The sequence below is a fragment of the Streptococcus oralis genome, from assembly GCF_023109315.1.
GTDB classification, from domain to species: Bacteria; Bacillota; Bacilli; order Lactobacillales; family Streptococcaceae; genus Streptococcus; species Streptococcus oralis_BS.
The window spans coordinates 112,889-133,415 of the sequence record NZ_JALDUF010000003.1; the positions used below are offsets into that span (position 1 = coordinate 112,889).

A 20,527-nucleotide genomic window follows, 5' to 3' on the forward strand; every position below is an offset into this window, starting at 1 on the left:
CTTTCTAGATTATATTTTTACAACTTGAACCTCATCTTTGCCGAGCAAAATCAAGTATTTTTCTATGTTTTCAATTGAATAGGCACGAGATAAGGCTTCTTCATAGAGGGCTAACTGACCACGATAGCGGTCTATTAGTTGACTTGGCTCATCGTAGCGGTCTGTCTTGTAGTCGAAAAGAACGATACGATTCTCATAAAGCAGATAGCCATCCAAGATCCCACGGACAACGAAGTCTTCCTGACTCTTTTGGTCTAGTTTGAGCATGGAGAAAGGTTGCTCGCGATAGAGATGGTCGGTATTAGCGAGAATTTCCTGACCAAGTGCTGTATCAAAGAAAGCTAGGATTTTAGAAAGATTGATCTTTTCCCTAACAGCTGGACTAGTTTGAACTTGTTTGAGAGTTTCTGTCAGGCTAGCAAGCGTTGGTCGCTGGCTGAGGTCAATTCTCTGCATGAGTTCGTGGGTTGCACTACCAATCTCAGCTCCTGTTACCTTTTCTTTAGTTGAAAAATCTGGTAAATCAAAGCTGATTTTCTTTTCCGATGATTGAGTTTGGTTAGTAATTTCTACCCCTTCCATATCCATAACGGGTTCGTAGAATTTCTTGATTTGGCTTGGGGTTTGGACACTAGGAAGCTCAATGGCTGCACGGTGGAGACTATTATAAACTTCCACCTCTTTCAGCATTTCCAAAGCTTCTTTGATAGTTTCTGACTGGCGATTGTCTGCTTGAGAGATATCTTGGAGAGGGCTCTTGTTTTCCAATTCTCCGATAGCTTCTCTAGTCAACTGGTCTTCACCAATAAAACGATAGCTAAAGTTGAGATCTTCCTTGGTAAATACTTTACTGATAGCCCAGACCCAATCTTGAAAATTTCTTGCTTGCAGTCTGGTATTGCTATCTAATTTTCCATTGTTTGCTGCTGGGTATTCCTTGGCTTCTAGCTTTTCACGAGACCCCTTACCGACAAGATAAAGTTTTCTCTCCGCCCTCGTCATGGCAACATACAGCAGACGCATCTGCTCTGAATAGCTAGCCAGTTGCAGTTCTTTCTCATTCTGCGTATAAGTTACGCTAGGAATGGAGAGTTTGATAGTTTTAGGATAGTGTGCTTCCGCTGCTCCTGTTTCCACCTTGGCAATGTATTTGACACCAAGCCCATTTTGACGACTGAGAATAACGTCTGACATCGAGTCTTGTTTGTTGAAGTCCTGATCCATGTTGAGGATAAAGACGTAAGGAAACTCCAGTCCTTTGCTCTTGTGAATGGTCATGAGTTCAACAGCATCCTTGGGTGGTGCGACAGCGACACTTGCAAGGTCGTGCTGAGCTTCTAGGACTTGGTCAATCATACGGATAAAACGAGACAAGCCCTTGAAATTACTCTTTTCAAACTGGTCAGCTCGTAGAGCTAGGGCATAGAGATTGGCCTGTCTAGCAGGTCCGTTTGGCAAAGCCCCAACATAGTCATAATAAAAACGGTCATTATAAATCTTCCAAATCAAATCATAGAGAGAGTGGGTTTTGGCATACAAGCGCCAAGAATCCAAGATATCCATGAACTGACTTAGTTTTTCAGCTAGTTCTGTGTGAATTAACTCTTTCTGGCTAGCTGCTTGTTTATGAACATTGACCAGTTTCTCAAAAAGATTCTCTTGGACTTTATCTTCTGCTTTCTGAAGGGACAAGCGTGCCAACTCGTCCTCATCAAAGCTAAACATAGGAGACTTCATAAGTGCTACCAAGGCATAGTCTTGCAGGGGATTGTGAATGACGCGCAGGGTGTCCAGCATGACTTGTACTTCTAGGGATTGGAGGTAGTTGTTTTGCTCACCGTCGGTTTTAACTGGAATTCCGTACTCAGACAGGGCGAGGAGAATCTGGTCATTACGACTGCGACTGGAAGTCAAAAGGGCAATATCCTTAAAGGCTACACCATTCTCCTGATGAAGCTTCAGGATTTCTTTGATGACTAAGCGCATTTCCCCTGTTAGTTTTGTTTCTAATTGGCTCTCTTCTTGCTCTTGCCCACTGTCGTCCTTATCGTAGAGGAGAAATTCTGCCTTGTTGTCTGGATTAGGAGTTAGTTTGGTATTGGCAAAAACAAGCTGGTGCATGCTGTCATAGTTGATTTCTCCAATCTCTCGGTCCATGAGTCGTTCAAAGACATCGTTGGTTGCCGATAGCACTTCCGAACTACTACGAAAATTTTCCTTGAGGAGAATCAACTTGCCTTCTTGAGGATTATGCGCATAGCGTTGGAATTTTTCATTGAAAATCTGCGGATCCGCCTGACGAAAACGGTAGATGGACTGCTTGATATCCCCCACCATAAAGCGATTGTGACCATTCGACAGCAATTCCAGCATCCGTTCTTGAATGTGGTTGGTATCCTGATACTCATCGACCATGACTTCGTGGAATCGTTCCTGATAAGCCTCGCGGACTTGTGGGAAATTCTCTAAAATCTCAATGGTATAATGACTGATATCAGCGAATTCAAAAGCATTTTCCTGGCGTTTACGTTCTCGATAAGCCTCCACAAAATCACTCATAAATGTTTGGAAAGTTTTAGATAACTCCCAGGTGTCTCCATGATAACGTTCTTGATAGTCGAGAATGGTTATCTGGTCTGCTAGTTGTCCAAGTTTAGCAAACTGAGCCTTTCTTTCTTCGTTGTAGGCATCAGCCAGTGGTTTCAAATCGGCTTTACGACTAGAATTAGCTAGAGCTCTACCATTTTTTTCTTTCGAGATGGCGACAACACGCGTAAGCACTGCTTGATAAGCCTGGCTATCGGACTCTTGATTTAAGGAACCAATTTCATCCAGAACCAACAGCACATTTTCTAAATAGGTAGCTTTTGGAAACTCCTTGGCATCGTTATCCAGATGATAACGGAGGAAACTTTCCAAATCCCATAGCGCCTGTTTGATTTGCTCAGTTAATTTGTCTTTTTCAATTACAAAGTCAGCTTCTTCAAACCCTTTGAGGAAAGAGTTACTCAACCATTTTTTGGGGCTACTGGTGGATTGGAGGAAATCATAGATTTTGTAGACTTGCTGGCGCAGACCTCGTTCATCCTTGCCACGTCCAGCAAAGTTCTTGACCAATCGACTAAAGCTCTCTTTATTTTCACCTTGGTAATGATCTTCAAAAACCTGATGAAAAACCTCATTTTTTAAGATTAACTGTTCACTTTCATTTTGTAGAATACGGAAGTTCGGTGCGATATCAATCAGATAACCATGTTTGCCGAGGAACTTTTGTGTGAAGGAGTCCATAGTTCCGATGGCCGCGTTTGGCAGATCTGCCAACTGACGTCCCAAGTGTTGTTTGAGATCAACATCATCTGTTTCTTGAATTTGTTGGCTGATTTTTTTCTCCAAACGTTCTTTTAGTTCAGTGGCAGCCTTGACGGTAAAGGTCGAGATAAAGAGTTGAGAAATTTCGACACCACGGGCTAATTGGTCCAGAATGCGCTCTGCCATAACAAAGGTTTTCCCTGAACCAGCAGACGCTGAAACAAGGATATTTTGCCCTGCGGTATAAATGGCTTCGATTTGCTCGGCTGTTTTCTTCTGTTCCTTGCTCGAACTTGCTTCTGCTTTTTGCAGTTTTTGAATTTCTTCCTCAGTTAAAAAGGAAATGGGCTTCATCGATTCAACTCCTCTCTTATTTTTTCAAACCAAGCTTGCTTGAGTTTTTCTCCGACCAGACGTTTGCCGTCAGACAACTCTAATTTCTCAAGGAAACGGGCTTGTCCCAAGTGGTAATTTGCTTCAAAACCTGTGATGGCTTGGTGTTGCTGGACGTATGGAGCAATACTTCTGCCGTTTTCTGTATATGGATTGATGGCAAACTGGCCTTCTAAAATCTTCTCAGCTGCCTTCTTGTACAGATGGGCATTATAGTCTAGTAGGAGCTGGAATTCCTCGTCTGTCAGCTGATTGGCCTTGTTTTTGTTATAAAACTCTCCCAAGTGACTGCTTTCTTTCTCTAAAAAGAGTCCCTGGTATTTCATAGACTTGCTGACTTCTGCTACTGCTCCTGCCAGACTTTTAACAGCTAATAAAGATTGGACAGGCTCAGCCATTTCCAAGTACATGGCACCGAAAAAGTTCTGCTCCCCTTCTCTTTTTAGGGCAGCAAGATAGGTTGGCAGTTGGGAATTAAGCCCATTGAAGAAATTCGGAAACTGGAACTGAGTTAAACTAGACTTGTAGTCTACCACTCCTAACGCTCCATCAGCTTTCAGGCGGTCAATACGGTCAACCTTGCCTCGCACATGGACACTGCGACCATTATCCAATTGAATAAAGGCTTGATCCTTGCCACCAAATGTTGCCTCCTCTTGGATGGTTTCAATGGCTGGATTATGACGAAGGATGTGGCCCGTAGTTCGCGCAACATCAAGTAGAATTTCTTTTGTAAACTGGGCTTCCAAACTTTCCTGATAAATAGCCTCAAATTCTCGTTCTTGGCTGGTTTCTTCAATAGCTTGTTCCAAACGTTGGTCAAAGGAATTTTCAGCAGGCAGTTTCAAGGCACGTTCAAAAATACGATGCAAGAAATTTCCGTGACTGCGAGCGTCTGGGCGCAGGCGCAACTCTTCCTGCAAACCTAAGACATAACGGAGGAAATAACTGTATTCATTGCGGTAAAACTCCGTCAAACCAGACGTAGACAGGTAAAACTCCTTGTCAGCGGGATAGAGAGCCTGCAAGGTCTCTTTCTCTAATGGCTTGCTACTTGGGCTAGTTGGGAGTGCAGGATTTGTAAGACCTTTCTGATCAAGTTTTTTCCCCATCACACGCGCTAGAACCTTGACAAAGGTCAAATCTTGCTCAGTATCACTCGTCTCGCCCTGCTGGTGATAGGCAACTAAGCTAGACAAGAGACTGTGATAAGAACCTATATCTTCTTTGCTAAGATTTTTGTGGTTCATCCTCTTTTCTCTTCGGCTAAATCCAAAATTCACCAGTTCATGAAGATAGGCAGATTCCTTGCTCTCGTTTTCATTTAGAAGACTTGGTGCTGACAAAATCAACTGCTTACGAGCAGCATTGACTAAAGAAAGCATGGTATAGCGATTTTTTTTGAGATTTTCACTGCTTGCAATCAGCAGTTGAGCCCCCTCTTCTGTCGCTTGGTTTAAGGTCTCTCTCTCTTCGTCTGTCAAAAGGCTGGTATTTTGAGCGATTTTTGGTAAATGATCCTGAGTGAGTCCAATGGCATAGACAAAGTCAGCAGTCAGAGGTGCAATCAAATCGTAACTCTGCACCAGAACGGTGTCCACTGTTGCTGGAATGGTGCGATACTGGGACAAACTCATCCCTGAATGGAGCAAGGCTAAGAAGTCCTCCAGACTTACTTGTGAACCAGCAAAAACCGTCGCAAATTGTTCTAAAACATGGCAGAAGGCTTTCCAAACTTCAGCTTGTCTTTCCTGTTCTAGAGTTTCCATAGTAGCTGTCAATTCTTGCATCTGCTTGCTTAAGGCAGCATTTTTTAGAAAAGCATTCCACTTTTGCAAGAGATTTTCAGCCTTCTGTTTTCGACTGGCTAATAAGGTTTCAAGTGGCGTCAAAACTCGCAGACGAATAGCGTTCAAACGTTCCAAATCGAATTTTCCATGGTGGGATTTGGTGAAGGTTTGCTGAAAGGATGGCAAACCATTGATGCCAAGATAGCGGAGATATTGCTCAAAAGCATCAATATCATCTTGACTAAGATCGGTATACAAGCCAGTTCTCAGGAGGTTAATCAAATCCTCCTGACGGAAACGGTAGCGTTTCAAACTCAAAATAGATTCGACATACTGGGTTAAGGGATGGTGAGCCATGGATTCGCTTCTACCAAGATAGAACGGTATCTGGTACTGGTCAAAAATAGTTTTCAGCGATAGCTGGTAAGATGCCACATCCCCCAGCAAAATACGAAAATGCTTGTAACTCAGTTCTGGATAGTCATGTAATTTCTGACGAATAGCGCGAGCCACCAACTCCAACTCTTCCTTTTGTGTCAAGCAAGACCAGATTTGCAAATTTTCACGGTCCTTCTCATCGACATCTAAAGTGAGTTCTGAAAAGTCATAAGAAGACTCCAGCAAACGAGAGGCCTTGTCAAAGCTATCCATCTTCTCATGCGTCTGAGAACGGTCTTGAGCAGGGGTTTGGTATTTTGCCCCCAAATGATGGAGGAATTCCACACTGGCTTGGTAGAGATTGCCTTCAGTGAACGGACTGGTATAGGCCTTCTTGCTTGCATAGGCACCAATGACAATCTCGACACCTTTTCGATGAAGCAGATCCACTACATGCTCTTCCTCAGCAGAAAAACGGGTAAATCCGTCAATGACTAAGGCAAGTTGACTGAAATCACTACTTACCTTGTCATTCTCAATAGCCTCAATCAAATGGGACAACTGACTTCCCTGAACCAACTGACCTTGATTAAGATAGGCAGTCACTTTCTCAAAAATCAAGAGTAAATCTGCTCTCTTGTCCTCATCAGTCAAACTTTCCAAGTCCAAAAAACTCATCTGAGCAGTCGTCATCTCATGATAAAGTTCCATCAACTGCTGGATAAATTGAGGATCCTGCTTAATAGCACCATAAACTCGCAAGTCCTTGGGATCGAGTTCCGCAAGACACTTATAAAAAGCCATCCCAAGTCCGATGTCATCTAGAGTCGTCTTAGTTGGCAAATCATTCAAAACCAGGTAACGAGCCATTTGAGCAAAGCGCGTGACGGTAATCACAAAAGAAGCCTGCTGGGACAAGCATTCCAGCACGGCGCGTTCTTTTTCAAATGAAAGAGAGTTGGGGGCGATGTAGAAAACCCGCTTGCCTGCAGCAACTAGCTCTTCTGCCTCTCTCGTTAAAATTTCAGTCAAAGAAGTCCGAATATCAGTATAAAGTAATTTCATCTCAGCCTCGTTTGGTTTATCAAAGTTTCTTACTCTATTATAGCAAAGTTCGCTTCACAGTCCAAATCCAAAATTCTAGTTGACAATCATTTAACTAGGAAATCAATCCTCCATCATCCACTTTCATATGCTGAAAGATATAGAGGAAAAAGTCTTTGGAAACTTCAAAATGCCAATAGCGGAGGCGAGAAGTATAGTCTTTCCATTCAGGATGTTGTCTGGCTATTTCTATGGAACAATCTTTGACTGGTTGATAATACTCGACATTTCGTCTAAAGGGAAAGAATCCTTCAAACTGCTCTACTTGATAGGCCTTGTCGTCTATAATTTTACCTACGGCCACAAAAGCCTGTAACTTATCTTGACCATTCATATCGTATTTCGGACTATAGTATAAAAGGTAGTCTCCTTTTTTCATACGGTTTAAGGGGCCGCCCTTTCCATGACAGACCTGACAAAAATTCCCTTCAACTCCTCTTAAAACATGGTTCTTTGAAACAACTCCGACCCAATATCTAGGCATTTTTATCCTCCAACTCTACTAAAAAGCGATTAAAAACTTCTCTATCGTTAGATAGTTTTTCAAAAAATTCTTCATCAACACCTTCTACTAAAGGCAAAGCTTGATTGACCTTCTCCGCGCCAGAATTCGTCACTGAGACCAGTTTTGCCCGACTATCCTTTGGATGTTGATCTCGTCCAATGTAGTCTTTCTTCTCCAGTAGCCTAACAATCTGGGAAACCGTCATGACATCCATTCCAGTGAACCGAGCAATATCAACTTGCGTTACATATTCCTCTCTATTAGACAGAAACAAGAGAGAGGTTAAAACGATAAATTGGGGCAAAGTGAGGCCAACTGATTTCAAAACTCTTTTTAAGTTGCTTTCCCACTTGTTGTAGACTTTGATGAAAAGAAGACCTGTAGACTCTGTTTCATCATTTTTGTAAATTGAATTAAAGTGATACTTTGACATTATTTCTCCTTAAATATTAAGTATACATATTATATAAGATTTTATTTTCTTTTTCAAGAAAAGGAAAGTCGAATGTTACTATTCTGTCAGACATTTCATAGTCTATATGCTATAATAAAAGCAAAACACCTAGAAAAGGAAGTCTTATGATTAAACTACTAGCCTTGGATATGGACGGAACCCTCCTCAATGAAGCCAAGGAAATCCCACAAGCTCACATTACTGCTATTCACCAAGCCATTGAAAAAGGTGTCAAACTGGTTCTCTGTACAGGTCGCCCGCTTTTCGGTGTTCTCCCTTACTACAAAAAACTGGGACTAGACCTCCAGAATGAGTATGTCATCGTCAATAACGGTTGTTCAACCCACCAGACCAGTGACTGGAGTCTAGTTGATTGGCAGGAACTCAGTCCAGCTGACATTGAATACCTCTATGACCTAGCTGAAAAAAGCGACGTCCAGTTGACTCTTTTTGATGAGAAACATTATTTTGTTCTCGATGGCAAGCCTAATCAAATTGTTCAAAATGATGCCAAGCTCGTCTTTTCAGACCTGACTGAAATCTCCCTTGAGGAAGCCACCAGTGGTAAGTACCGTATGTTTCAGGGTATGTTTTTAGGCACCAAAGAGCAAACAGACGATTTTGAGCAGCGTTTTGCGACAGAACTATGCCAACGGTTCAGCGGTGTTCGTTCGCAGCCTGTCATTTATGAAGCTATGCCACTTGGAACAACAAAGGCTACTGCTCTTTCTCGACTAGCAGCGATTTTGAAGATCGAGCCCTCAGAAATTATGGCCATGGGCGATGCCAATAACGATATCGAAATGCTTCAGTTTGCAGGACTTGGCATTGCAATGGGAAATGCCAGTGACCATGTCAAATCCCTTGCTAATGACGTTACAGCCAGCAATGAAGAAGAAGGCGTTGCGCGTGCCATTGAGAAGTATATTTTATAATTGAGAAGCCCAGTTCATATCAACTGGGTTTTGTTTCTTTTAAGAATTACAAAACTTTAGAAACTCTTTAGAATTACTTGATGTTTCTTTGATTTCTATACCTTATACTAAAGTTAGAAAAATAAATCAAAAGGAGAAAATCATGAAAACAGTACTCGAAATTCATGGACTGACCAAACAATTCGGCCAACAAGCTATTCTTCAAGATCTTAGTCTAACCATAAAAGAGGGAGATATTTATGGACTAATCGGAAAAAATGGAGCAGGGAAAACTACTCTTATTAAAATCATTACACAATTATTGTTTGCTGACAAAGGTACAGTTTCCCTCTTTTCTAGTCAAGGACAAAATGAGTGGACCAAGGCATTATCTCAAGTGGGTTCTGTTATCGAATCACCTGTAGCCCATAATCACTTAACAGCTTATCAAAACCTTAAATATTATTGTATGATTCGCCATATTCCAAATGCTGATAAGGTGATTCAGGAGACCTTGGACTATGTTGGTTTGTCAGATACAGGAAAAAAAGTCTTTCGTGATTTCTCACTAGGAATGAAACAAAGACTTGGTATCGCCATTGCCCTTCTATCCAAACCAGACTTCCTTATCTTAGATGAGCCTATTAACGGACTTGACCCAATTGGAATCAAAGAATTTCGCCTCATGATCCAGCGACTCAATCAAGACAAAGGCATAACTATCCTCATCTCTAGCCATATCTTGTCAGAACTCTATCTCTTAGCTAGTCGCTTTGGTATTCTGGATCAAGGTAAGATTATCCGTGAAATCAGTAAAGCTGAGTTTGAAACACTAAGTGAGGATTATATTGTGCTTAAAACAAGCGACAAAGAAAGAGCTTGTCAGGTATTGAAAGAACAAATCCAGCTCCAGTTTAAGGTTGTAAACCCTGAAAATGAAATCCATATCTTTGGTAATGAACAAGATGTCAAACAGATTCTTAAGCAACTAACTTTGTCCGATGTTGCTATTGATGAGATATACTTTGCCCGTCAAAACCTAGAAGAATACTTCACCCAATTGGTAGAATAGGAGAAAAATCATGATACACACCATTCAAGCAGATTTTTACCGTCTTTTCCGCTCCAAAGGATTCTGGATTACAGAATTCATTCTCTTTATACTTATGTTAATGGGTGCTACTATTGGTGCTACAGGACATCTAATGGCAGTAGATACAACACCACCAGAGACTCCAACCCATGGTTGGGACGGCGTTCAAGCTCTTATCAACACGTCTAGCAATGGTTCAAACCTCGTTTTTCTCTGCATTGTTCTAGCATGTCTCGTTCTCGGAGTTGATCTAATCGGTAAGCTTTATAAAAATAGTTTGACAGTCGGCGTTTCTCGTACAGAATTTTTCCTTGCTAAATCCTTTGTACTAGCAAGTACCGCTCTCTTGCAGCTCATCGCCAGCCTTGTGATTGCTTTTGTTCCTTCAACTCTACTAAACGGACTTGGTACGATGCCTGATGGTTTTATTACAAACCTTCTCTTAACGATTTTCCTTCAATTTCTCTGCCTCCTCGCTTGGCTTTCGATTGTTTCCTTTATTCTCTACCTGACTCACTCCTATCTTGCCGTATTTATCGGCTATCTGGTCAGCTCTATCATCCTTTCTGTGCCAATGCTTATCTTTCCAAATATCGCAATTTTACGATATCTGAGCTTAAATTTTGCCTATGCTATGACTACTAATAGTCAAGCTATTCTCTATACCATCACGATTTGCGTAACGGTCATACTTTTCTTCTCTTTCAGTGGACTGACTGTTTTCAAGAAGAAAAGCTTATAAAAAGGACCTCCTCTAAACTTATAGAGGAGGTTTCTTCTGTTAAAAATAAATAAAGACTGAAAACCATTCACCATCAGTGGCTAGCTTCATATCCGCTCCAAGAAGATGAACTAATTCCTCAGTAATATAAAGACCTAAACCAGAGGATTCTTCTGTATCCGACATATTTTCAGAATAAAAACGATTGCTGAGATTGTCTATATTCTTGATAGGTTTTTTGACTAGATTATCTATTTCCAAAACAAGTCCTTTTTCTTCCTTTTTCAAAGAAAGTCGAGCCTTCTCCTTGCCGTGCTTGAGAACATTTCCAAGGAGGTTTTGTATAATTCGATCAAGCAAGTCCTCATCAGTCGTCGTTTTCAATCCTGGTTCGACGTTAAAATCAAGAACAATACGTGAAGATTGAAAAACGTCGTAATAGGCTAAAGTCTTTTTCGTTATAAAAGTTGATAAATCAAGCTCTTCCAGTTTCGGTTTGACTGCTCCTTCCATCAAATGACGATATTCAAGAAGAGCTTCCAAACGTTTGGAAACCAAATCCTGATGATGGGCTATTTTGCTTAAAGTTTCCTGACTATTATCGGGGTGTTTTATTAGTTGCTGAGTATATCCTGAAGCGATTGTCAAAGGTGTCCGAATATCATGAGCGATGTTACTGATTGCCATATCTAGGGTGCGTTTTTCACGCTTCATGATTAGCTGATTTTGCTCCACTTCTTGAAATAGATTCTCAATTTGGTTATGTAGACGCAAAATGGTCTTTGAAAAGAAATTTACCCCGATCCTCTTCATGCTACCAGAGCGAATCTTTTCTTCAATTTGTCTGCTTAAATCTCTAATTGCTATATGATAGCGAATCAAAGAAATCGACAAAATAATGTTAGTAAGGAGTAATATTGATATCAAAATGTAATTCATTATTTGTCTCCTTTTAATCGAACACCAACTCCCCAAATTGTTTCGATGTATTCGTGATTCGGGTCCAGTTGATACAGTTTTTTACGGAGATTGCTTAGATGGGTGTTGAGCGTATTGTCTCCAGGCAGGTAACTTTCTTCCCAAATAAATTCATAGAGTTCTTCTTTGGTGAAGATCTTTTTAGGATGCTGGAGCAACATTTGGAGAATCTGACACTCTTTCTTTGCAAGGCGAATGGTTTCAGTAGAGTTGCTTATTTCAAAACTATCCGCATCGAACTGGATATTTTTAAAGTTTTGTACGAGGTTACCAATTTCTCTTCGATCTACTGACTGATGTTCACCACTTTGGCGTAATTGCACGGTGACTCTGGCAAAGACTTCGTCCAAATCAAAAGGTTTCACTACATAATCATTGGCGCCGTCTAGTAGATATTGGCTGATGAGCTTTTTATCACCTAAAGCAGTAAGCATGATGACCGGAGTCTGACTAGTTTGTCGAATAGCTTGCAAGACTTGGTCGCCATTTTTCCCAGGGAGCATGATATCTAGCAAGACGAGATCGATGCCACCTTTGTCAAATTGCATTATACCTTCTGTCCCAGAAAATGCTTGAATCACCTCGTGCTCCTCTGCAAGAAGGATTCTTAAGATTTCCTGGATTTCATTATTATCTTCAATTACAAGTATGCTCGCCATAAACCTCGTCCTTTCTAAAACTATTATAACATGTTTTGTTAGGAATTCCAGATACAGAAAAGCTCCTCTCACATTTTAAGCAAGAAGGAGCTAATGAATATTGAATCTACTTAAGCAAATAAGCAATCAGAGTTATAATCCATAGATGAGCTGGATAGAAAATATAAAAGAAATATTTGCTCCAGCTGGTTTCTTTTCCTCGCTGTCCATTATACAAGGCCATAAAAGGAAAGACGGTGATAAAGAGCCAGTCAGAATTGAAAAGCATCATTTCCAGTGTTTGGTGCCAAGTGTCGTATATTTGGATGGAAGTCACTAACAGAAAGGCCCACAGAAAGGCATAAAGGAGATTTCGCAATCCCTTACGATTTCGGCAAGAGTAACTAATCAAGAGAAATGGTAGCATGGTGATACCACCCTCAGTAAAAAGACAACCGAAAATCAAGAGACTAGCAAGCCCAATCCGACGCCACAACTTCTCTTTTTTATCCAGCTCTTTTCTGGGAAAACCAATCCAAAGCATGGTGACACCGATGGCCAAAGTCAAGAAAATATTATTATTGACCATTACCCCTTTGGATGCAAATAGGGCGTTGAGTAGGCTATTTCCAGCAAACATGATAAGCGCCCAAGACCAAAGACGGATGAGGTAGTTTTTCAAATTTCGAGTATGGATGAAGCCTTCCATAGCCATATAGGCAAACCAAACTCCCACACAACGGGTCAAGGCGTGAAAGATACCTTCCCACAAAGGAGAAACGATTCCGGTAATATGCGGGATATGGTCTAGAACCATTACTGCCACCATCAGATACTTCAACTGCGTCGCATTCCATTTTTTCATAATAAACCTCTTTCTTTTTGATCTACATAGAGTATAGCATACATTTCCACGTATAATCGTACACCCATCTTACATTTAAAAAGCCTATCTTACATTTTTGTAAGACAGGCGTGAATATCAAAAATTTATTATGAAAGTTACCTTCTAGTCCGTAATTCGTTGGTACATTTCTGGTCTTCTATCTCGAAACAGTCCCCAGTTGAGGCGTTCACTTGCTCCCTTGTCAAGGTCATAAGTTGCAATCAGAACAGCCTCACCTTGCCTTTCAGCTCGCTCTAGAATAGCTCCTGTTTCATCCGTCATAAAGGATGAACCGTAGAAGTCAAGACTGGAACTCTGTCCACCATTTTCCTCACTAGGAGTGACTTCTTCCAAACCGTAACGATTGGCTGCAATGACTGGGACAATATTAGCTGCTGCGTGCCCTTGCATAGTACGTTGCCAGTGACCACAACTGTCTGTATCCAAAATTGGTTCTGAACCAATGGCTGTAGGATAGAAGAGCAATTCAGCACCATTCAGAGCAAGACAGCGCGCTGTTTCAGGGAACCATTGATCCCAACAGATGCCGATCCCAATTTTGGCGTAGCGCGTATCCCAGACTTTGAAACCGGTGTTTCCAGGCGTAAAGTAAAACTTTTCTTGATAATAATGGTCATCTGGTATGTGGGTTTTCCGATAAACGCCCAGCACTTCCCCATCAGCATCAATGACGGCGATTGAGTTATACAAGACGTTGCTATCTTTTTCGAAGAAACTAATCGGTAAAACTGCATTTAGTTCCTTAGCAATCACTTTAAAATGCTGAATGGCTGTATTTTCTGTCACCGACTGGGCATACTGGTAGTAGTCATACTGGCGTTCCTGACAGAAATAGGGACGTTCAAATAATTCAGGCAAGAGAATGATTTGCGCGCCTTGTTCTGTAGCCTGACGTACTAGACGTTCCGCTGTTTGAATATTTGTTGCCACATCCTTGGCACATTGCATCTGGATCGCTGCAACTCTAACATTTCTCATCTTTTTCTCCTATTCTGGGATTTGTTGGGTGATACAGTGGATATTGCCACCACCTAAGAGAATATCTCTGGCTGGTATTCCTACGACCTTACGGTCTGGAAAACACTTGCTGAGGATATCTAGGGCCACTTGGTCGTTTACATCCTGAAACTGTGGCACTAAGACAGACTTGTTGGCAATATAAAAATTGACATAGGAAGCCGCAAGACGTTCACCTGCATAACGCTCTTCTTCCCCTTCTTCATAGATGTAGCCTGGCAAATCCTCTTCGGTTACAACTTGATGAAGCGCTGGGATTGGCAATTTATGAATGGTGAAGTGACGACCTTTTGCATCTGTTTCTTTTTCTAAAAGCTCAAGGTCAGCTGCAGACATGGCATACTGAGGATCATTTTGATCATCTGTCCAAGCCAAGACAAGTTCAGCAGGACCAACGAAAGCTGCAACATTGTCAACGTGTTCATTGGTTTCGTCCTGATAAATACCATAAGGCAGCCAGATAACTTTTTCAGCGCTCAGGCACTCTAATAAGGTGTTTTCGATTTCCTCTTTAGACAGGTGGGGATTGCGTCCAGGACTGAGTAAGCAACTTTCAGTCACAAGAATGGTTCCTTGACCATCGCTGTGTATGGCTCCCCCTTCCAGTACAAAAGGTTTGGCATCGTAAATAGGCATCTCCAAGGCCTCAGCAAAACGACTAGCTACTTGGTTATCCTCTTCATAATCTTGATAAAGACCATCGACTGTACCACCCCAGGCATTGAAAGACCAATCGACTGCCAACTTTTCTCTTTTATCATTGACGAGAATAGTCGGACCTGTATCACGCGCCCAGGCATCATTGGTGGGAATGTCTAAATAAACGACCTTGTCTCCAAGATAGGATTGGGCTTCAGATAGATAGTCTTGCTCCACCAAAAGATAGACTCTTTCCCCTTCTGCTATGTTTTTTATAATTTGGCTAAATGCTCTTTTGGCAGCCTTTCCTTGAAAGGGCCATGAACCTGGTCGAGTTGGCCATATCATGAGGGTGCCATGATGGGGCTCGTATTCTGCTGGCATGCGATAGCCTAATTTTTTGGGACTGTCCATCATGATAATCTCCCTTTAAAATCTTGATAGCCAAAGGATTTGACTAAGCTGCAGTCACCTTGCTCGTCCATAAGATAGAGACTTGGCAATCCAATACCATTAAAGGTATTATTTTTGACAAAGGAGTAGATTGCCATGTCTTCAAAGTAAAGTCTATCACCGATTTGGACTGGATTTTCAAAACTATAATCACCAATCACATCACCCGTCAGACAGGTATTGGAAGAAAGTCTATAGGTATGGGCTTTTTCCTGCGGTTCAAATCCATTTCTCAAAGGTGGACGATAGGGCATTTCAAGTACATCTGGCATATGGCAGGTCGCGGAGGCATCTAAAACCAAGATCTCTATATCGTTTTCTACAATATCCAATACTTCAGTTGCTAGATAACCCGCATTGAGCGCAATAGCTTCACCAGGCTCGATATAGACTTCAAGATCGTAAGTTTCTCGGATACGCTTGATTTCAGAAATCAGCAAATCGATATCATAGTCTTCTCTTGTAATGTGGTGGCCGCCACCCATATTGAGCCATTTGACCTCATGTAAATAAGGACCAAACTGCGCTTCTACAGCTTTCAAAGTTGTCTCTAAATCATCTGCCCCTTGCTCACAAAGGGTATGAAAATGAAGGCCGTCTACCAAGTCCAGCAAATCACTCGGTATCTTGTCTAGGGTAACTCCAAAACGGGAGCCAGGTGCACAAGGATCGTAGAGCGCGTGGTCACCCTGCGTTGAACATTGAGGATTGATGCGCAAACCGACACTGATACCAGCCGCTCGACAACGAGCACCATGTTTACGCAACTGTCTCTCAGAGTTAAAAACGATATGGTCCGTTATCTCCAGCAATTCCTCCAAGTCCGTATCCTTGAAAGCTGGCGCAAAGACATGGACTTCCCTCGGAAATTCTTCTCTAGCGAGCTTAGCTTCATAGAGACCACTAGCCGTCGTACCAGACAGATACTGGCTGATCAAGGGATAGGTTTTGTAGAGTGAATAAGCCTTCTGGGCCAGTAAAACCTTGCAACCGGCTTCTTCCTGAACTTGTTGAAGAATGCGACAATTCTCTTCTAATTTTCCTAAGTCAATGATATAAGAAGGTGTTGGTACTTGTTCTAACTTCATTAGTCCACCATTTGTGGATTTTCTACCACAACCCAAGGCAATCCGTACTCATTCAAAGCTTCCATGAATGGATCTGGATCCAACTCTTCAAGGTTGTAAATCCCAGGTTGTTTCCAAGTACCATTCATCACTAATTTGGTCCCAATCATGGCAGGAACACCTGTTGTGTATGAAATTGCCTGTGAACCAACTTCTGCGTAACATTCCTGATGGTCGCAAACATTGTAGATATAGATGGTCTTTTCAACGCCATCTTTGACACCTGTAAAGATACAACCGATATTGGTTTTACCAACAGTGCGTGGTCCAAGGCTGGCTGGGTCTGGAAGTAAGGCTTTCAAGAATTGGATTGGTACAATTTCTTGACCGTTAAAGTTAATGGTATCCGTACGAAGGAGTCCGACATTTTCCAAGCATTTCATGTGTGTTAGGTAAGATTGCCCAAAGGTCATAAAGAAACGAATCCGTTTGACACCAGGAATGTTTTTCGCCAATGATTCAATTTCTTCATGGTGAAGGAGATACATGTCTTTTTGTCCAACTTGTGGGAAATCATACTCTCGCTTGATAGACATAGCTTCGACTTCGACCCATTTTCCATCTTCCCAGTAAGAACCTGGCGCAGAAACCTCGCGGAGATTGATTTCTGGGTTAAAGTTTGTCGCAAATGGATAACCGTGGTCACCGCCATTACAGTCTAAAATGTCGATATAATGGATTTCATCAAAATAGTGTTTAAGGGCGTAAGCAGAAAAGACGCTGGTCACACCTGGGTCAAAACCAGAACCAAGCAAGGCAGTCAGACCTGCTTCTTTGAATTTCTCTTGGTAAGCCCATTGCCATGAGTAGTCAAAGTAGGCAGTAAATCCAAGTTCCTTACAACGTTTCTCATAAATAGCACGCCATTCAGGGTCTTCTGTATCCTCAGCCTCATAGTTGGCTGTATCGATATAGTGGACACCTGTAGCCAAACAAGCATCCATGATGGTCAAGTCTTGATAAGGCAAAGCTACGTTCAAAACAGCTTCTGGTTTGTAGCTTTCGATCAAGGCAGTGACTTCTTCTACCTTGTCAGCATCAAGAGCAGCTGTCTCAATCTTTGTACTTGTTTTGTCTTCTAATTTAGCCTTCAAGTCATCGCATTTTGACTTGGTACGGCTAGCAATCATAATTTCTGTAAATGTTTCGCTATCTTGACAAATCTTTGAAATAGCAACTTGGGCAACGCCCCCACATCCAATAACTAATAAACGACTCATTTTTTCCCTTCCTCTTCTTCTAAAATATCTTCTACATACTTAGGCAACATAAAGGCACCCACGTGTAAGTTTGCAGTGTAGTATTCTGTGAAAAGCTGGCGTTTTTTCCAGCCTTCCTTGTCAAAATCTTTGACAGGGTGGTATTTTTTCGATGCAAATCCAAACAACCAATAGCCCGCTGGACTGGTTGGGATATGGGCCTGATAAACCCGACTGATTGGAAATGCTTGATTGACCTTGCGGTGCATGCTTCGGCATGCTGACTCATCCTCGTCAAAGAAGGGACTCCCATGCTGGTAAATCATGATGCCGTCTTCTTTCAAGGCTCTGTAACTGTTACCGTAAAATTCCTTGGTAAAGAGCCCTTCCGTATGTCCAAATGGATCTGTCGCATCGTTGATGATAATATCGTAGTCATCTTCACAGTTTCGTAAAAAGCGTAGCCCATTTTGGTAGTATATGGTAACACGAGGATCATCTAGCCCTGCAGCAAAGTCTGGAAAATACTCACGACAGACCTCAACCAACATCTCATCTGGTTCCACAATATCGATTTGTTCCAATTCTGGATACAGTGTCAAAACTTGGGAAACACCACCGTCGCCACCTCCAATAACCAAGACTTTCTTGGGATTTGGGTGGACAGCCATGGGAACGTGGACGGTCATTTCATTGTAAACAAAATCATCTGCATCTGAAAACAAGACGTGCCCATTTAAAATCAGTATTTTCCCAAAAGCTGGCGTATCCAAAACTTCGATATCCTGCCATTCACTTTTTCCAGCATAGAGTTGCTTGGCAGTTCTCAAGGACAATTTCACATCTGGAGTATGAACTTCAGAAAACCATAAATCCATCTAGTTCTCCTTTCTCTTAATGACGTTGATGTGATTGACCTCTGGATCTTCCGTCCCTTGGAGGGAGCAACCACGTTCCTTGGCAAATTGGATATAGTCTACAATTTCTCGTGTAATGCGTTCACCTGGTGCTAGGATTGGAATTCCTGGAGGATAGCACATGACAAATTCTCCGCAGACTCGTCCAACAGATTCGTCCAAGGTTAAACTTCTTCTCTCTGAATAAAAGGCTTCTTGAGGAGACAGTACCAACTCAGGCTGGATATATTCTCCAGCAATCAAATCTTTGCCATCTCTTGAGTAGAGTCTCTTGATATCCGCCAAAGCACCGACCAGACGCTCTATGTCTTGAATGCGGTCACCAATGGAAATATAGGCCAAGATATTGCCAATATCCCCAAACTCAATCTGAATATCATATTCGTCTCGCAGGAGGTCATAAACTTCGATACCTGTTAAGCCAATACCCTGAGTGTAGACTGACAGCTTGGTCACGTCAAAATCACAGACCGACACACCGTCTATTAACTCTTTTGAGTAGGCATAGTAACCACCGATAGCATTGATTTCACGACGAGCATACTCGGATAGTTCAATAACCTTCTCAAAAGACTCTTTACCACGAAGAGCTAGATTACGACGTGAAATATCAAGACTTGCCATCAACAAGTAAGAGGCAGATGTAGACTGGGTAAGGTTAATGATCTGTCGAACATATTCAGGATTCATATGCTCCCCGATAAGCAGGATGGAGCTTTGGGTCAAACTCCCACCAGACTTATGCATAGAGACCGCCGCCATATCAGCACCTGCATCCATAGCAGAAATTGGAAGTTTATCTGTAAAATGCAAATGAGCTCCATGGGCTTCATCTACTAAAACCAGCATGCCAGCTTCATGAGCCATTTCCGTTAAACCCTTGAGGTCTGAACAAATTCCATAGTAAGTAGGATTGTTAATCAAAATGGCCTTGGCATCTGGATGTTCCTTAATGGCCTGTGCAACACGGTCATTTTCGAGTCCTAAAGCGATGCCAATTTTAGGATCCACACTCATCTCAATATAGATGGGAATGGCACCACATAGAACCAGCGCATTGATAGCAGATTTGTGAACGTTCCGTGGCAGAATAATCTTATCTCCCGCCTTGCAGGTGGAAAGAATCATAGTCTGCACAGATGAAGTTGTTCCACCAATCATGAGAAAGGCATGGGCTGCTCCAAAAGCATCTGCAGCCAATTCCTCCGCATCCCGAATAATCGAAATGGGATGACCAAGATTATCCAAGGGTTTCATAGAATTGACATCAATGCCAACACATTTTTCTCCTAACAGTTCGACAAGTTCTGGATTTCCTCGTCCACGCTTGTGACCTGGCACATCAAAGGGGACAATCCTTTTCTTACGTAGCTTGACCAAGGCCTCGTAAATTGGGGCTTGGTTTTGATCTAACTTCTTCAAGACATACTCCTTTACCGTATTTTTAGCACCTCAAGAAGATAAAGGCGACTAAAGGTTGACTTATGAAAAAAGAGCAGGTTTTCACCTGCTCTGCAATCTTCTGACGTGTGTATTTTGGTTTCTGTTGAGTATGTCTGTTCCTGATGTTTCCTAACTCTCTAGTAGCAAATATTACGTACTTTATTGATCGTTTCACAATATGACGTGTGCTTTCACCACACTAAAATTTATGAATTAGGACAAGCGTCCTAACATCAACTTATAAAAGTAGGCTTTTAACCCTATCAATAATGCGGCTTTTCAACCACGCTTCGGCATTCAACCCTGCCTGTCCGTAGGCATTTTTTACTCGGGTTTATATTTGCTAGAAAACATCATCTCATTTTCTAAGCCTTATAACTATACCATGTTTACAAGAGCTTGTAAAGTATTTTATGAAAGTTTTTTAAACAATTTCTTTTTTTGTTCGTGAAATATTACTCAACAATAAAAAGAAATCGTTTTAAATTGAAATCAAAAAACAAAAACAGGAACTAAATCGATTAGTTCCTTTGTTGAATCGTAAGTAT

Annotated in this window: 16 protein-coding genes; 3 read left to right on the top strand and 13 right to left on the bottom strand. The window is 41.7% G+C overall.

Annotated features, from left to right (window positions below):
- Positions 1 to 9: 9 nt before the first annotated feature.
- The 4 genes from addA to M1F74_RS05145 all read right to left on the bottom strand — a co-directional run bounded on the left by addA (position 10) and on the right by M1F74_RS05145 (position 7,912).
- Positions 10 to 3,663 (bottom strand): helicase-exonuclease AddAB subunit AddA, encoded by a 3,654-nt coding sequence (gene addA, locus M1F74_RS05130; protein ID WP_247946497.1) that lies wholly within the window; start codon positions 3,661 to 3,663, stop codon positions 10 to 12.
- A complete protein-coding gene (gene rexB / locus M1F74_RS05135; protein WP_247946498.1) occupies positions 3,660 to 6,935 on the bottom strand; it encodes an ATP-dependent nuclease subunit B in 3,276 nt (1,091 codons plus the stop codon). The genes addA and rexB overlap by 4 nt, the downstream gene beginning before the upstream one ends.
- Before the next feature lie 94 nt (positions 6,936 to 7,029).
- A complete protein-coding gene (locus tag M1F74_RS05140; protein ID WP_247946499.1) occupies positions 7,030 to 7,458 on the bottom strand; it encodes an EVE domain-containing protein in 429 nt (142 codons plus the stop codon).
- Positions 7,451 to 7,912 carry a MarR family winged helix-turn-helix transcriptional regulator gene (locus tag M1F74_RS05145; protein WP_000049665.1) on the bottom strand — a complete coding sequence of 154 codons (462 nt, stop codon included), beginning with the start codon at positions 7,910 to 7,912 and terminating at the stop codon, positions 7,451 to 7,453. Before M1F74_RS05145 ends, M1F74_RS05140 begins: the two co-directional genes overlap by 8 nt.
- A 146-nt stretch (positions 7,913 to 8,058) precedes the next feature.
- Between M1F74_RS05145 and M1F74_RS05150 the strand changes: the two genes are divergently transcribed.
- The 3 genes from M1F74_RS05150 (at position 8,059) to M1F74_RS05160 (ending at position 10,682) form a co-directional block, all read left to right on the top strand.
- Positions 8,059 to 8,868 (top strand): Cof-type HAD-IIB family hydrolase, encoded by an 810-nt coding sequence (locus M1F74_RS05150; protein ID WP_247946500.1) that lies wholly within the window; start codon positions 8,059 to 8,061, stop codon positions 8,866 to 8,868.
- A 142-nt stretch (positions 8,869 to 9,010) separates the two neighbouring features.
- A complete protein-coding gene (locus tag M1F74_RS05155; protein ID WP_247946501.1) occupies positions 9,011 to 9,919 on the top strand; it encodes an ATP-binding cassette domain-containing protein in 909 nt (302 codons plus the stop codon).
- Between the two features lie 10 nt (positions 9,920 to 9,929).
- A complete protein-coding gene (locus M1F74_RS05160; RefSeq protein ID WP_247946502.1) occupies positions 9,930 to 10,682 on the top strand; it encodes an ABC transporter permease in 753 nt (250 codons plus the stop codon).
- Positions 10,683 to 10,721: 39 nt separating this feature from the next.
- Here M1F74_RS05160 and M1F74_RS05165 read toward each other — a convergent pair whose 3' ends face one another.
- The 9 genes from M1F74_RS05165 to M1F74_RS05205 all read right to left on the bottom strand — a co-directional run bounded on the left by M1F74_RS05165 (position 10,722) and on the right by M1F74_RS05205 (position 19,958).
- Positions 10,722 to 11,600: a sensor histidine kinase gene (locus tag M1F74_RS05165; protein WP_009730151.1), complete on the bottom strand. Its 879-nt coding sequence runs from the start codon at positions 11,598 to 11,600 to the stop codon at positions 10,722 to 10,724.
- On the bottom strand, positions 11,600 to 12,298 hold the full coding sequence (locus tag M1F74_RS05170; protein WP_247946503.1) for a response regulator transcription factor: 699 nt from the start codon (positions 12,296 to 12,298) through the stop codon (positions 11,600 to 11,602). The genes M1F74_RS05165 and M1F74_RS05170 overlap by 1 nt, the downstream gene beginning before the upstream one ends.
- A 106-nt stretch (positions 12,299 to 12,404) precedes the next feature.
- Entirely contained in the window at positions 12,405 to 13,142 is a 738-nt protein-coding gene (locus M1F74_RS05175; protein WP_247946504.1) for a TraX family protein, read from the bottom strand.
- 144 nt (positions 13,143 to 13,286) lie between these two features.
- Positions 13,287 to 14,162 carry an N-carbamoylputrescine amidase gene (gene aguB, locus M1F74_RS05180; RefSeq protein ID WP_247946505.1) on the bottom strand — a complete coding sequence of 292 codons (876 nt, stop codon included), beginning with the start codon at positions 14,160 to 14,162 and terminating at the stop codon, positions 13,287 to 13,289.
- Between the two features lie 9 nt (positions 14,163 to 14,171).
- Entirely contained in the window at positions 14,172 to 15,257 is a 1,086-nt protein-coding gene (gene aguA / locus M1F74_RS05185) for an agmatine deiminase (RefSeq protein WP_247946506.1), read from the bottom strand.
- On the bottom strand, positions 15,254 to 16,381 hold the full coding sequence (nspC, locus tag M1F74_RS05190) for a carboxynorspermidine decarboxylase (RefSeq protein WP_009730146.1): 1,128 nt from the start codon (positions 16,379 to 16,381) through the stop codon (positions 15,254 to 15,256). Before nspC ends, aguA begins: the two co-directional genes overlap by 4 nt.
- Entirely contained in the window at positions 16,381 to 17,640 is a 1,260-nt protein-coding gene (locus tag M1F74_RS05195; RefSeq protein ID WP_247946507.1) for a saccharopine dehydrogenase family protein, read from the bottom strand. Before M1F74_RS05195 ends, nspC begins: the two co-directional genes overlap by 1 nt.
- Positions 17,637 to 18,497 carry a polyamine aminopropyltransferase gene (gene speE, locus M1F74_RS05200; RefSeq protein WP_000366733.1) on the bottom strand — a complete coding sequence of 287 codons (861 nt, stop codon included), beginning with the start codon at positions 18,495 to 18,497 and terminating at the stop codon, positions 17,637 to 17,639. Before speE ends, M1F74_RS05195 begins: the two co-directional genes overlap by 4 nt.
- Positions 18,498 to 19,958 (bottom strand): aminotransferase class I/II-fold pyridoxal phosphate-dependent enzyme, encoded by a 1,461-nt coding sequence (locus M1F74_RS05205; protein WP_247946508.1) that lies wholly within the window; start codon positions 19,956 to 19,958, stop codon positions 18,498 to 18,500. It abuts the gene before it with no gap.
- Between the last annotated feature and the right edge of the window lie 569 nt (positions 19,959 to 20,527).